Below are 14,972 nucleotides of genomic sequence, written 5' to 3'. Positions count from 1 at the left end.
ATTTAAAGGACATGTTTTTATGAAAATTCTTACGTTAATTGCAGGTATTTTGGCCTTATTACTGCTGCTCGTTTCTGGCCCTTTGTACCAAGCTGAAATACTTGGCTTGATGAATGCGTTTTTAGCGATGCGCATCGCACTAATAGTGGGGGCCGTGGCTATTATTCTGGCGCTTATTCAAGTCATTTTTATGCGCAAAACTATCTCTTGGCCTGTCACTGGAATTGCGGTTTTATGTGCTGCTGTGGCGATCTTTATGCCCTTAAGTATGATGAATAAAGCTAAGTCAGTGCCTCCCATTCACGATATCACCACAGACTTAGTTAACCCACCAAAATTTGTTGCTATTTTACCGCTGCGAGCTGATGCGCCTAATCCTGCTGAATATCAAGGGGAAGAAGTGGCCAGTCAACAGCGTGAAGCCTACCCTGAACTCCAAACCCAAAAATATCAGCAAACTGCAGAACAGGTATTCGCTGCAGCTTTAGCGGCAGTGAGAAGCATGGGACTAGAAGTGGTCAGTTCTGACAAAACCCTTGGTTTGATTGAAGCTTATGACACGACGACTTTTTTTGGTTTTGTTGATGATGTGGTTATCCGCATTCAAAGCGATGGCCAGATGACCATGCTCGATGCGCGCAGTAAATCCCGCGTTGGCATGAGTGATATAGGAAAAAATGCGGAACGTCTCAATGCTTTAATCGCTGGTGTGGCGAAAAACATTAACTAATCTGGTTGATTAAGTATAGTCAAACGCTGCGTATTAATTTTATTTGATGCGCAGCTATTTTTTTAATCCAATAAAACTTCATTTTCAGATGATAGTAAAAGTCACTTATATTCTGGTCCCGTCAAGAATGACAAATACTTCCCAGCCATAGTCCAGCCATAGTCCAAGCATCTCCGTATGCGAAAAGTGCCTATTCTCACGATACTAGTGAAAAGTCGGCAGTACCCTCCAGAAAAGTGGCGGTAGGCTCATTATGGAATAGCAAGACTGGCTATTATTCAAGGCTCCAGCAAATCTGAATGCTGCGGATTAACACCTGAAATCACTGCAGCTTTGTTCTGAGCCAGAATGTGGCAAAGAATACCCCACGCTGATTGAGTGAGTCTCAGATATACCAATATCGATGGGTATGAAAGCTGTCGTCGTCATATGTAGCGGTTAATATTCCCTGATTATTGATAAAATGGACTATATTATTACACCATCAATCAGTGTGTGGTTGTCTGTTAAAATGAGTTCTGGCTTTGATTTACCTATCATCGAATGAGTGCAACCATGAGATCTAACTGGCAAATACACTAACGCTTGGGCGCTGTTACTTTGCCTTTTTTCTCCATTTTTCTAATTGTCCGTAGCACCAGAACCTGTGATCCAGTTTGATTCCGTTGAGCTGAAACCTATTGTGCTGTTAGGAAGAATGACGAAGTTGCTTAGCTAAAAACAAAAAAAAGCGCCGAAGCGCATTTTACTTAAACCATTTAATAGTAGGTTTTAGTCAACTATTTTGCTCACGGGCAATTGCACGATAAGCGATATCATCACGATAAAACATACCGTTACAGCTAATGGTTTTCGCCAGTTTGTAAGCATTCTGTTGAGCCTCGGTGACAGTATTGCCTAAAGCTGTAGCACACAGAACTCGACCGCCGTTTGTTGTTTCATTGCCATCAACATTTTTGGTACCAGCATGGAAGATTTTACTGTTGGTATCGCCAAGGGCTAAACCTTCAATCACATCACCTTTATTGTAATTGCCAGGGTAACCCCCTGCAGCAAGCACTACACCGACAGCCGCTCTGGGATCAAACTCAGCTTGAATTTGGTCTAGTTTGCCGTCTAAGGCTGCTTCAACCAATTCAATGATGTCAGACTGCAAACGCATCATGATAGGTTGGGTTTCTGGGTCGCCAAAACGGCAATTGTATTCAATCACTTTAGGTGTACCGTCTGCCATGATCATCAACCCAGCATATAAAAATCCTACGTAGGTATTGCCTTCATTAGCCATACCTTTCACAGTGGGATAAATCACTTCACGCATAACACGCTGATGGATATCTGCTGTCACAACGGGTGCCGGTGAGTAAGCACCCATACCACCAGTGTTAGGACCGGTATCACCATTACCAACACGTTTATGATCTTGGCTGGTGGCAAAGGGTAAAACATTTTTGCCATCGACCATCACAATAAAACTCGCTTCCTCACCATCGAGGAATTCTTCGATGACTACGCGGCTTCCTGCTTCACCGAAAGCGTTACCCGCCAACATGTCACGAATAGCATCTTCTGCTTCGGTTAATGTCATGGCGACAATGACACCTTTACCAGCGGCTAGTCCGTCGGCTTTGACTACGATAGGCGCGCCTTTTTGTTGCACATAGGTAAGAGCAGGTTCAATTTCAGTAAAGTTTTGATAGTCAGCAGTAGGAATATTATGACGTTCTAAAAAGTCTTTGGTAAAGGCTTTTGAACCCTCTAGCTGAGCTGCAGCTTGAGAAGGACCAAAGATTTTTAGCCCTTCAGCCTGAAATGCATCCACCACACCAAATACTAGTGGCACTTCTGGGCCCACTATAGTTAAGTCTATTTGGCTTCGCTGTGCAAAGGCCACCAAAGCAGGAACATCTTCTGCATCTACATCAATATTCGTCACCTTATCTTCAAGTGCTGTTCCAGCATTCCCCGGTGCTACAAACACGTGGGATACTTTTGTCGATTGCGCTGCTTTCCAAGCTAACGCATGTTCGCGACCACCGCCGCCAATAATCAATACATTCATAGGGTCTGTTATTCTTTCGTGATTTATTTAGGGCTTAACAAATTATGGCTTAATAAACTTAAGTGTCATACGAGAACTCTCACCGATAGTGAGATATTTTGCTTGGTCTTTTTCGCCCAAACGAAGTCCAGGAGGCAAGGTCCATACACCTTTCTCATGATCAGTGGTATCCAGTGGGTTAAGGTTGACATCGCTGTGTGCAAGTAATGTAAACCCTGCTTTTTCAGCAGCAGCAATTACAAAGGACTGCTTCATATAGCCTGAGCTTTTTTGTGCTTCATCAGTCAAGTCTTCTGGCAGTTTATGTTCAACTACACCCAACACCCCCCCTTTTTTAAGGGCATGAAAAAAGCTTGAAAATGCGCTATCAATACCTTCTTGTCCAGTTTGCATATACCAATTATGTACGTTACGAAAAGTGAGTACCCTATCCAGAGAATTGGCAGGAGCAAAATCCATGGCTTTGGTAGGGTGAAATGAAGTCACCTTAGTTTTTTTGTAGTTTTCATCCTGACTAATCTTTTGCATAAACCCATCAAGAGACTTTTTGTAGTAAGCGTTACCCCCTTCTTCTATATAAAAATGGGCGGCGTAAAACTCACCCTTATCGCTTAAAAAAGGTGCAAGAATGTTGCTGTACCAACCGCCACCAGGAGAAATTTCTGCTACAGCCATATTGGGTTGAACATCAAAGAAACGAAGTGTTTGTTGAGGATGGCGATATTCATCTCTTGACCGTTCTTTAATCGAGCGGTTTTCATGGTTAACCGCATCACTAAGTGCGTCAGCAAATACTCCAGGTGAACTGAGTAAAGATAAGGCAATAGCAACTTTCAAGGTTCGTTTAAACATAATATTCTCGCATTTAGGTAAGGTGGCTTTAAATAGATTGTAGCGGTATTGCGCGCCAGAGGTAACAAAAACCGGAGTCAATATTTTGAGCTATGACTCCGGATTATGACTCACAATATTAGTGCTTAAAGTGACGCATATTTGTGAAGACCATGGCAATACCATGTTCGTCTGCGGCGTCTATGACTTCTTGGTCGCGCATTGAGCCACCGGGTTGGATAATGGCGCTAATACCGGCAGCAGCGGCGGCGTCAATACCATCACGGAACGGAAAGAACGCATCAGACGCCATTACCGAGCCTGCAACTTGTAAACCTTCATCAGCTGCTTTGATGCCAGCCACTTTGGCAGAATAGACACGACTCATTTGACCCGCACCAACACCGATTGTCATGCTGTCGTTACAATACACAATAGCGTTTGATTTAACGTATTTGGCTACCTTCCAAGTAAACATCAAATCTTTTAACTGTTTTTCAGTCGGTTTAACTTTAGTCACCACTTGAAGTTCGTCTTCTTCGACCATACCAAAATCACGATCTTGGACTAATAAACCGCCATTAACCCGTTTGAAGTCATGGCCTTCCGTCAACTGGCCTTGCCAATCGCCGCACGCTAGTAAACGTATGTTTTTCTTGGCAGACACCACTTCTATCGCAGCATCACTAACAGATGGTGCAATAATTACCTCAACAAACTGGCGGTCAATAATAGCTTGTGCTGTGGCTGCATCTAATTCACGGTTGAAGGCAATGATGCCGCCAAAAGCCGAGGTGGGATCAGTTTTATAGGCTCTTTCATATGCGCTTAAAATATCGTCGCCTAGAGCTACACCACAAGGGTTAGCGTGTTTAACAATCACGCAAGCGGGACCATCAAACTCTTTGACGCACTCTAATGCTGCATCAGTGTCAGCAATATTGTTAAAAGATAATTCTTTACCTTGCAACTGGGTCGCAGTAGCAACCGATGCTTCTTGAATATCATTCTCAACATAAAACGCGGCACTCTGATGACTGTTTTCGCCATAACGCAAATCTTGTTTTTTAGTGAATTGCATATTAAAAGTACGTGGAAATTCGCTGTGATGGTGACCACAGTCTGTTTCACATTCACTTGACTCAATCATGGCACCGAAGTAGTTGGCAATCATGCCATCGTATTCAGCCGTATGTTCAAATGCGGCTATAGCTAAGTCAAAACGTGTAGCTTTGGTGACTGCATTGCTGTTAGCTTGCATCTCTGTTGTAACGCGCATGTAGTCTTTGGCGTTGACTACAATAGTCACATCGTTATGATTTTTAGCTGCGGCACGAACCATAGTGGGACCACCGATATCAATATTTTCAATCGCATCTTCTAAGCTGCAATCTTCATTGGCAACAGTAACTGCGAATGGGTACAAGTTTACTACCACTAAATCGATAGGCAGAATATTGTTATCAGCCATGACTTTTTCGTCTTGTCCACGGCGAGCAAGAATGCCGCCATGGATTTTTGGGTGTAAGGTTTTAACTCGACCGTCCATAATTTCAGGATGGCCGGTGTAATCTGATGCTTCAATAACACTAAGGCCATTGTCCCTAAGTAATTTTGCGGTGCCACCGGTAGACAATAGTTCTACGTTCTGGCTAGCCAAAAATTGGGCAAACTCAAGTAGGCCGGATTTATCAGATACGCTTAATAGTGCGCGACGAATAGGTGTTGCTGGTGAGTCTTGTTGCATGTTGTTTCCATGTTTGTTCCACTTTTAAGTGGCTAAGATTTTGGCAATTTAATTGGTATGATTTTTAGTTGACTATTTGGTCATGGTCAATACAAACAAAAAGAGCACCATTAAGGTGCTCTTTATTCTAAGTGAAAACTTTAATTCATACCGTATTGTTTTAGTTTCTTACGCAAGGTACCACGGTTGATACCTAGCATGGTCGACGCTTTAGTTTGGTTGCCACGTGTGAAAGTCATTATTTCTTCCAACATTGGCGCTTCCACTTCGGCCATGACTAGTTCGTATAGGTTTTCGATGTTGGTGTTATCAAGTTGTTTTAAATACTTGTTTACCGCTTGTTTAACAGAATCGCGAAGGGGCTTTTGAGCCTGAGTTTGCGAAGGCGTCGTTACCGTAGTGGTAAATGGAGAAGTTACATTTTGTTCGAACATATACAATCTTGCTCTTTTAAGTTAGTCATATTAAGCAGCAGGTGAAACTAGCTCAGACACAAATGAAGGTGCTGGTTCGCCTGCCAATTTATTAAAGTACATCGTTAACGCATCAAGTTGCTGCCCTGCATCTTCGATGTCGTTGAACTTTGCACGGAACAGCTTTTGCTGGTCGTGTTCAGCCAAATACCAACCCACATGCTTGCGGGCAATCCTGCAACCTTTCAAACCACCGTAAAACTGATGGACATTGGCGACGTGTTCAAGCAAAACACTGCTCACTTCATCAATGCTTGGTGCAGCCAGTACTTGGCCAGTTTGCAGATAGTGCAAGATTTCGCGGAAAATCCAAGGGTGTCCCTGGGCCCCACGACCGATCATCAGCGCATCTGCACCGGTGTATTCCAAAACGTGCTTGGCTTTTTGCGCACTTGTAATATCACCGTTGGCAACAACAGGTATCGACACGGCTTGTTTAATAGCTTTAATGGTGTCGTATTCTGCATCGCCTTTGTACATACAGGCTTTGGTGCGACCATGCACCGCCAATGATTGAATGCCGTTGTCCTGAGCAATTTTGGCTATTAATAGCCCATTGCGATTTTCAACATCCCAACCTGTGCGTATTTTTAAGGTAACAGGCACATCGACTGCTTTAACTACCGCCTGAATGATCTTCTCAACCAGTGGTGGGTCTTGCAACAATGCAGATCCCGCTAACTTTTTATTCACTTTTTTAGCCGGACAACCCATATTGATGTCAACAATTTGCGCACCATTAGTTACATTAAATTGTGCCGCTTGTGCCATTAATTCAGGATCCGATCCTGCAATTTGCACTGAACGCACACCCACTTCACCCTCATGATCCATCCGTTGTTTGGATTTATCCGAATCCCAAACCCTAGGGTTAGAAGAGAGCATCTCTGACACCACCAAACCTGCCCCAAGACGTTTACATAACTGTCTGAATGGCCTGTCTGTTACTCCCGCCATAGGAGCCAGTATCAGATTGTTTTCTAATGCATATGGACCAATCTGCATAATATAGAATGATTATCCTTCATATTTAATTGTGCAAAAATCGACCGTGCTCTAAAAAGGGGCGCAAGTTTAAGGGTTTTTTGTTGTATTGGAAAGGCTAGTAAACAAACAATTTTGTACTTTTTTTAATCAAATCATATTGACATTAAAAAAAGTAGGCTATTTAAACTGGTTTACCAGTAATTAAGATAAAATTGTTGCCAAAAAGTAAATGAACAAGGTTTAACGTTTTATGTTGCCAAGTAAAATATCTTTAAACATGACCCAATCACCTAACAAACTATAAACAGGATATTTAAAAGTTGCGGGTTTATTGTGTTCAAAAAAGAAATGCCCTACCCAAGCAAAGCCATAACCTAAAACTGGTACATACCATAACAGCACCCACTTCTCAGTTATAAGGGTATAAACTAGCAGAGCCAAGATCAGTGTAGAACCAATAAAATGTAGACGTCGACATATCAGGTTTTGATGTTCAGATAGGTAATAAGGATAAAACTGAGTAAAACTGGTAAATTGTTGTGGATCTTGTTGGGTCATGGCGGTTAACTTCTGACTTGATATAAGAGATTGAATTTAGCATAGCGAATGAGCAGGAAATGTCTACCACACAACAGTTTATATTTACGCCTAAATCAATAATTAGCTTGATTTTCAATGATTTGACCCCACTGTCACTGTAAGCAAAAGTATATGGACTCTATTATGAATAACGTAATTAATATTACCCCTGAAAATTTCCAGCAAGTCATATTACAAGACTCACAAACACAAGTAGTGATGGTAGAGTTTTGGGCCGAAGGTTATGAACCAAGCCAGCAATTGGCTCCAGTTTTAGTCAATGTAGCAGCAAAATTCAGTGGGAACTTGATCCATGCCCGTGTTGATTGCCAGCAACAACAAGAAATAGCAGGCCAATTTGGTGTGCAAAATCTACCAACAGTGATTTTGGTAAAGGAAGGCCAGCCTATAGACGGCTTTGCAGGGGTGCAAACCGAAGCAGAGATTATCGCCACCTTTGAAAAACACTTGCCCAAGCCAGAAGATGCTTTATATGAACAAGCGGTCGAGTTAGTCAGCGCAGGTGATTATCAGCAAGCTTACACTGTGCTCAAACAAGCTCATGACATGAATCCCGAACGCGCAGATATCAAGTTGTTACTGGCTGATTGTCAAGTAGAGTTAGGTCAAATAAAACAAGCTAAAATATTATTAGAAACCATCGGCTTAGTCGATCAAGACGCGTTGTACAAAAGTATTTTGGGTAAAATTGAATTAGCTGAACAAGCGGCTGACTCACCTGAAATCAAAGCCTTACAAAAACAAATGTTACAAAACCCAGATGACCTAGAGATTAAAGTTAAACTTGCTGTGCAATTGCATCAAGCTAATCAAATAGAAGAAGCTTTGGAACTGATCTTGTCGGTTTTATATAAAGAGCTTAATTTTGGTGATGCCAAGAAGCTGACTTTAGATATGATTAATGCTCTGCCTGATGGCGATCCTTTGAAGTCGAAGTATCGACGTAAGGTTTATGGGTTGTTGTATTAGCTGAGTTAAGCGCCTCGTTTAGAGCTAGCGCGCGGCAAGCTACCATCTAAGAATATAAACCGGCATTCGCCGGTTTTTTGTTATTTCGAAATGCATTTACATTGTTACTTTGCTGTTCATAGCCAGTAAATACAAATTATCACTCCTTATTTGAATCAAAGTTTCTTTAAATCAAACCGTAATAACGACAAGAGTGAATGATTAAATAAATGAGTAAAAAACGAAGATATGTTTTTCAAACTTATAAACTAGATGAGTGAATAAAACGCACTGATTGGATAATTTGCTTTCATTCTTTATGTAAATCGTTTGCTGTACATCTGAAAGCTTGTTGTGGGATGAATCCCACAACAAAATACATTACTCTTGGTAAAACCATAAAGAGAACAGCCCCCATGAAACATAAGTTGCTTGCATTTGTTGTCATCGTTACCATTATCGGCATATATCTTTGGCAAAAACCTGCACCCCAACCTGTGGTGCGTATCGCCTCTTTTGACGCAATTCGAGATACACTAGCTGGCCCAATTGTAGGTTTTTCCGATGAGGATGACACTTTAGGGTGGCTCGGTATTCCGTTTGCAGCACCTCCATTGGCTGAACTGCGCTGGGCAGCGCCACGTCTTCCCAAACCTTGGCATGAAAACCGTCAAGCCATTGCTTTCGAAAACGCTTGCGTGCAACTCTGGGGACCTTTGATAGACACTACTGGAAATGAGGGTGAGGTAGTTGGAAAGGAGGATTGTCTGTATTTAAATGTATGGGCACCGCGAGACAACAGTGATATTGATTCTGCAGGTCTTCCTGTGATGTTCTGGATCCATGGTGGGGGTAACTCTATTGGAACGGCGAACACCTATCCTGGACATCGCCTTGCTGGTGGCGAAAATGTGGTGATTGTTACCATCAACTATCGTCTGGGGCTATTGGGCTGGATGAGTCATCCCGCTCTTCGCGCTGAAGGCCGCAGTGCCAGTGACGCGTCGGGTAATTATGGAAATCTCGACATGATTGCCGCACTAGAATGGGTACAGAAAAACATTGCGAATTTTGGTGGCGATCCACACAACGTAACTATTTTTGGTGAGTCCGCGGGCGGGCTTAACGTGTATTCGCTGATGGCTTCTCCTCCAGCCAAGGGACTTTTCCACCGGGCCATTGCTCAGAGCGGTTCAACAAGCACCACACCATTGTGGCGAGCCGAAAATTTTGCTGATGACGTGCAGCCTGGCGAAAGCCTCAGCTCACGGGAATGGCTGTCAATGCAATTGCAGCACGCGGGTAAAGCAAAAAGCCACAAGGCTGCAAAGGTCGCCCAACTTGCTATGTCTGATGCAGAAATTCTGACATTCATGCAGTCCCGAAGTCCACAGCAAATACTCAAGGGGATCAGCGGCGGTGCGGGTATGTACCGTGCCCCGCAAAATCTGCGTGACGGCACAGTCCTGCCCAAGGAATCTTTACTGACTCTCTTTCAGTCACCGGAACGATACAACGATGTACCGCTAATGACAGGAACCAACCGCGATGAGGCCAAATTATTTATGGCTCAAGATCCTAAGTTTGTTGAACGCCGTTTTGGTTTTCTTCCGCACATCAAGAATATGGACACATACAATCGTACCTCGGCCTACATCTCTGACACTTGGAAAGCAAGAGCAGTGGATGAGGTGGCTGCTGTCATCTCCGCCAATTCAGAACATGAAGTTTACGCTTATCGATGGGACTGGGATGAGGGTGCGAAAAACTGGCTAGTCGATTATTCAACACTGATTGGCGCAGGTCATGGCATGGAAGTCGCCTTTGTGTTTGATGACTTCGAAGGTGGTATCTTGGTTCCCGGTTTCTATAATGAAGAGAACATTCCAGGACGCGATAAACTAGCCATAGAAATGCGTAGCTATTGGTCTCAATTTGCCGCTACGGGCGACCCCGAAAACGGTCGTAATGGCGACCTGTTAAAGTGGGAGGCGTGGAACAACATTGGCCCCAACCTGATGATCCTCGACTCTCCCAGTAGTGGCGGTTCTAAAATGAGTCGAGAACCTATGACTATCGCGATGCTCAAACAACGTTTGGCTAAAGATCCGCAGATTACCGACACAAAGACACGCTGTAGGATACATGCTGAGCTGTTTCTAAAAATTAATTCAGGAGATGATTATTGGAATGAGCAGGAATATCTGGATCTTGGTTGTGTAAATTATGACCCTTGGACAATAATCCAGCCTGTAAGTGGATCGACAAATTAATCACTATTAAAATGGATGTCTTTGTAAAATTCTTTTTAAAAAAAGACCATTATGTTTAGGTTGTGGATAATGTGAGCGTTTTTTAAACAAAAGAGGTGAAATTATGAACATTTCAGAATTAATTATATTTTTAGATATTGGTGGATTATAGAGTTAGTTGACCGGCATATTTATGAAAGTTCGCGTTATGAAAGTTCGCGGTTTTGGTCTGCTTGGTGATTTAGTTATTAGCGCAATAGGTGCGGTATTAGGTGGTTTTGTATTACGTTTTTAAGTACATCTGCACAGGGGTTATCAGCTCATTCGTGACAGCAACACAGGGTGCTGCCTTATTACTGATTATCATCAGGATTATTAAAAAAGCGTAATAACCTAACAAGCAAAATAAACATTGACACCTAACCGTTGGTATCGCTAAACAATGTTGGGCAACCACTGTTTAGTTGAATCCAAGTCTGTCATTAAGTTGTTATTTGTATCTATCAATGAAACAGTCGTTGTAATATTTTTTTTCGAGTGTGTCAGTATTTATGTAACCGGTGGCGATCGGTTATATATTTTTATCTGCTTAATTTAACTTCAGTAGCATTGGAGTCTTGTGATATCAAAATTACCCCGATGGGTAGAATATGGTTCGTTTGTATTGGCTTTGGTTGCAGGCCTGGTTAATTCCATTGGCTTATTAGGTTTTAAACATCAATCAATTTCACATCTATCGGGTACCGCAACCCTTCTTGGAGCCGGTATTGTAAATTCCACATTTATCGATGTTTTGCATTTATTTTTCATCATGTTTAGTTTCTTGATTGGTGCCGTTATATCAGGATTTTTTTTGCGTAGTGGTGCATTAAAATTAAGCCATAATTACAGTGGCCTTCTTTCTTTGGAGGCGCTGTTACTTTTAACTTCTATTTATTTCTTATCGAATGATTCCTTGAATGGGCATTATTTAGCCTCTGCTGCATGCGGGCTTCAGAATGCATTAGCCACTACTTTTAGCGGTGCCGTTATTCGAACCACACATGTAACAGGCATATTTACTGATTTTGGCATTATGCTAGGGGCAAAATCACGTGGCGAGGAGTTTGACAAAAGAAAGGCATTATTATTTTTGCTGATCATCATCGGCTTTATTTTAGGCGGCACTTTTGGTGCATATTTCTTTAGTGTTCTTGAATTTAATGCGCTACTTATTCCCGCAGGTATCTGTTTATTGTTGGCTTTGAGTTATTCACTTTATAAGGCTAAAGTCATAAACTAAAAAAAATCCAATCGACTCATTACTAAAGCTCTTTATCCCATAGCTAAAAAGATACTTTTCAAGTGACCAATGACTTATGGCGATTAGTGTTATGAAAGCTATGAGGGATAACTTAATCAGTTGTGACAGAAGTATGGAGTTTCGTGTTTTTAAAGTGAACTGAGATATAGGTTTAATAAATGAAAAAAAGCGTTATGGTATTTTTCTTGGTTAGTCTGTTGGTAGCAATTAGCATTAAAAGCATTACAGTTTAGTCTATAAATTAAATGATATTTATATAAAAGGATGTTGGAAATGACTGAAATCAGCGCTGCAGTTAACGAAAGTACCCCTCAATCAAAATCAAAATTCACTAATATTCGGGCTTTACTTATTTTAGTGGCCATTATAGTTGGACTAAGTATCTATGTTGCTGTCGAGACTGCTAAGTTGAATAGCGCAGTACAGTCCACACAAACTAATGACAAAAAGGTATATGCAGGACATTGGATGGAAGGTCCTGCAATCGCTATTCTATTGATTTTTATGCCCCTGACTGCTGTTTCTTATTTACACTTTAGGTTACCTAAAAAGAAAGATGAGTTTGCAGCATTAAAAACGTTGTTATGCACTGACAAAATTGACGCTCATTCACTACTAATATCTGGTGACGAACAAGGCGATGACTACTTGTTACCTATATTTTTTGTGAGTTTTTTTAGTTTTTTAGGGTTTTACATACTGTTCGCGAATAATGCGTTAGTGTTGTTCAATGGTGCGGATTGGATAGCTGCAGTAAAAACATCGAGCGGTATTAACACTACTGACGATATCAATAATTTAGATTTTTCAAACACGGAGGGATATCGTCGAGGAGTAGTGAGTATAGGCATGGCTTTTTTAGGTGCCTATATTTGGTCATTGCAATACGTATTCCGTAGGATGATGACCTTAGATCTACCACCCGGTGCATATTACAGTATTGGTGGTCGAATGGTGTATAGCGCCTTCGTTGCACTGGTACTTCAGCACTTCCTATACAGTTTTAGCTCAGCAGAAAGTTCAGAATATAACGAGATGTTAAATAGACAAATAATGACAGTATCATTTTTTGTCGGTATTTTTCCAGACCGTGCATTGGCATGGATGAAAGATGGTTTAGGGCGAATATTTGCTGAGAAATCAGACGCTGCGGCTTCTTTACCCTTAGAGATGTTAGAAGGTATCAGCGGTTTTCATAAAGCTAGATTAGGGGATCTTGGTATAGACAATGTGCAAAACCTTGCTCAAAGCAGCCTCATGGAATTAATTTTAAAAACTCCATTTGAGCCTAGAGTAATTATTGACTGGATGGCTCAAGCTAGACTATGTCTTGAATTTAAAGATAAAACTAAATATATCCGAGGGGCAGGAGTAAGAACTATATTCGACCTGCAAGAAATAGCTGAAGATGAAACTTTGCTAAAGCAGCTTGCAATAAATGCAGAGCTTGAGGAAAGTTATATTAGAACAGTGTGCAAGGCGAATGAAGATGAAGATTCCATCAAAAATTTACGTGATGCCTACAACAAATTGAATGTCATATAAAAATAATTAGTTGGGCCAAGTTAATGTTAATTTATTTGGCAACATATAGAAATTTGACCGAACACCACAATAGATTATATTTCGTTTAAAAAACAAATCAAAAAATTGATGTTATGGCTCCATCAAGTCGATGAGCGTTTTTCAAGCCAAAGTATTAAACAGTATTGAACATGGCTGAAAATAGATGGAAAAAAACTAATATTTTACCTTATATATTTTCTACTAAAAGTGAAATATCAGTGAGATAACAACATGGCAATAACGGAGTCACTATATTTATGTTGTTAATTCAGATACAGAAAATATAGGTTTGGCTAGGTAAAAAGTTACCTACCGCTGACATCGCCTTCATAAAAAACATTGTTCAATTAAATTTTTGTCAATGAATATCCATTGAGTCAAGCTCAACGACTTAGATTAATGACAGCATAATCAAACAACACAAGTATTCGTAACAGGTTTTATTAATCTCTAGTCATCGGGCTTCATTGGGATATTTGGCAAAGGTGATGTTTTATTAGGTAACGTTAGTTATTTGGGTGCAATAGTAGACCAGCGTTCGTGTTATTAAATATGACTTGATTTTGAGTCTCATTCCGAGTGCTGCGCTGAATTTCTCACTCTGTTTTGTGTTGCGTAATCGACGAATCAGGCAAATATAACTAATCGATTAATATATAATTAAATTAATATATAGTTAGATAAGTTGTTGTTCTATCCTGACCGGGAATAGGTGTAGCAACGAGTCCTAATAATGTCGAGTAATCATAAAATGACATATAAATTTAAGGTTTAAGTATTGAAAAAAAGTATTATTATTCTGTTTTTGGTTGGTTTACTAACCGCGTGCGCTAATTCAAATTGGCGTACTGCTAGCCGAGAGCCAGCAGGCATTGCCGCTGACCCTACGATAGATAAAAATGCAGTGATTGAGGTTTATGCAGCCGATGCTTTTAGTTGGCGAGGCTGGTTTGCGGTTCACACATGGATTGCTGTTAAAGCTGAAGATGCAACCGAGTATACAGTTTATGAGGTAGTGGGTTGGCGAGTAGGGCGAGGCTTACCTGCATTACGGGAATATAAAACGGTCACACCTGACCGTTATTGGTACGGAGCGAAACCAGAAAAACTCTTATCAATTCAGGGTGATAAGGCTAGCCAACTTATCCCAAAAATATCTGACGCAATTGCCCGTTATCCATGGGCTAATGAATATACTTTATTTCCTGGCCCCAATAGCAATACTTTTCCTCAATGGGTTGGATTACAAGTACCTGAAATGGAATTAGAGTTACCATTTCGCGCTTTGGGTAGCGGTTATGCAGATTAGCTTGTGTGAATAGTCTGTGTGAATAGTTTGTGTGAATAGTTTGTGTGAATAGTGAATGAAAATGAATGGTATATTTCTTTGCGGCTGCTCATCGATTTATACCTAATAAAAAGAGGCTTATCTCTTTGCGTTGATCCGCTGTCGTATTATCCTAGTTAATTATT

At 41.1% G+C, this 14,972-nt stretch carries 12 protein-coding genes; 6 read left to right on the top strand and 6 right to left on the bottom strand.

Annotation, left to right across the window (positions count from 1 at the left end; all coding sequences use genetic code 11):
• Window positions 1–19 precede the first annotated feature (19 nt).
• The gene (locus tag QZ562_RS07890) at window positions 20–730 is read left to right on the top strand and encodes a DUF1499 domain-containing protein (RefSeq protein ID WP_293758972.1); all 711 of its coding nucleotides are present in this window, start codon (window positions 20–22) and stop codon (window positions 728–730) included.
• 775 nt (window positions 731–1,505) lie between these two features.
• On the opposite strand, the gene purD is transcribed toward QZ562_RS07890, so the two are convergent.
• The 6 genes from purD to QZ562_RS07860 form a co-directional block, all read right to left on the bottom strand.
• A complete protein-coding gene (purD, locus tag QZ562_RS07885) occupies window positions 1,506–2,792 on the bottom strand; it encodes a phosphoribosylamine--glycine ligase (protein ID WP_293758968.1) in 1,287 nt (428 codons plus the stop codon).
• A gap of 42 nt (window positions 2,793–2,834) precedes the next feature.
• Window positions 2,835–3,644 (bottom strand): methyltransferase, encoded by an 810-nt coding sequence (locus tag QZ562_RS07880; RefSeq protein WP_293758964.1) that lies wholly within the window; start codon window positions 3,642–3,644, stop codon window positions 2,835–2,837.
• Between the two features lie 118 nt (window positions 3,645–3,762).
• Window positions 3,763–5,370: a bifunctional phosphoribosylaminoimidazolecarboxamide formyltransferase/IMP cyclohydrolase gene (gene purH / locus QZ562_RS07875; protein WP_293758961.1), complete on the bottom strand. Its 1,608-nt coding sequence runs from the start codon at window positions 5,368–5,370 to the stop codon at window positions 3,763–3,765.
• A gap of 140 nt (window positions 5,371–5,510) precedes the next feature.
• Window positions 5,511–5,804, bottom strand: a complete 294-nt coding sequence (fis, locus tag QZ562_RS07870) for a DNA-binding transcriptional regulator Fis (protein WP_007619851.1) — start codon at window positions 5,802–5,804, stop codon at window positions 5,511–5,513.
• Window positions 5,805–5,834: 30 nt separating this feature from the next.
• Entirely contained in the window at window positions 5,835–6,848 is a 1,014-nt protein-coding gene (gene dusB / locus QZ562_RS07865; RefSeq protein WP_293758957.1) for a tRNA dihydrouridine synthase DusB, read from the bottom strand.
• A gap of 222 nt (window positions 6,849–7,070) precedes the next feature.
• Window positions 7,071–7,388, bottom strand: a complete 318-nt coding sequence (locus QZ562_RS07860; RefSeq protein ID WP_293758955.1) for a DUF962 domain-containing protein — start codon at window positions 7,386–7,388, stop codon at window positions 7,071–7,073.
• 165 nt (window positions 7,389–7,553) lie between these two features.
• Between QZ562_RS07860 and QZ562_RS07855 the strand changes: the two genes are divergently transcribed.
• From QZ562_RS07855 to QZ562_RS07835, 5 genes are all read left to right on the top strand, one after another.
• Entirely contained in the window at window positions 7,554–8,399 is an 846-nt protein-coding gene (locus tag QZ562_RS07855) for a co-chaperone YbbN (protein ID WP_293758953.1), read from the top strand.
• Between the two features lie 395 nt (window positions 8,400–8,794).
• A complete protein-coding gene (locus QZ562_RS07850) occupies window positions 8,795–10,651 on the top strand; it encodes a carboxylesterase family protein (RefSeq protein WP_293758951.1) in 1,857 nt (618 codons plus the stop codon).
• A 598-nt stretch (window positions 10,652–11,249) separates the two neighbouring features.
• Window positions 11,250–11,912 (top strand): YoaK family protein, encoded by a 663-nt coding sequence (locus tag QZ562_RS07845; RefSeq protein WP_293758949.1) that lies wholly within the window; start codon window positions 11,250–11,252, stop codon window positions 11,910–11,912.
• Between the two features lie 294 nt (window positions 11,913–12,206).
• Window positions 12,207–13,478 carry a hypothetical protein gene (locus tag QZ562_RS07840; RefSeq protein WP_293758943.1) on the top strand — a complete coding sequence of 424 codons (1,272 nt, stop codon included), beginning with the start codon at window positions 12,207–12,209 and terminating at the stop codon, window positions 13,476–13,478.
• Window positions 13,479–14,277: 799 nt separating this feature from the next.
• A complete protein-coding gene (locus QZ562_RS07835; protein ID WP_293758940.1) occupies window positions 14,278–14,808 on the top strand; it encodes a DUF3750 domain-containing protein in 531 nt (176 codons plus the stop codon).
• The last annotated feature ends 164 nt before the right edge of the window (window positions 14,809–14,972 follow it).

The sequence above is a fragment of the uncultured Paraglaciecola sp. genome (assembly GCF_913058035.1).
In the GTDB taxonomy this organism is placed as follows: Bacteria; Pseudomonadota; Gammaproteobacteria; order Enterobacterales; family Alteromonadaceae; genus Paraglaciecola.
This window is presented reverse-complemented; position numbering and strand designations above follow the sequence as displayed.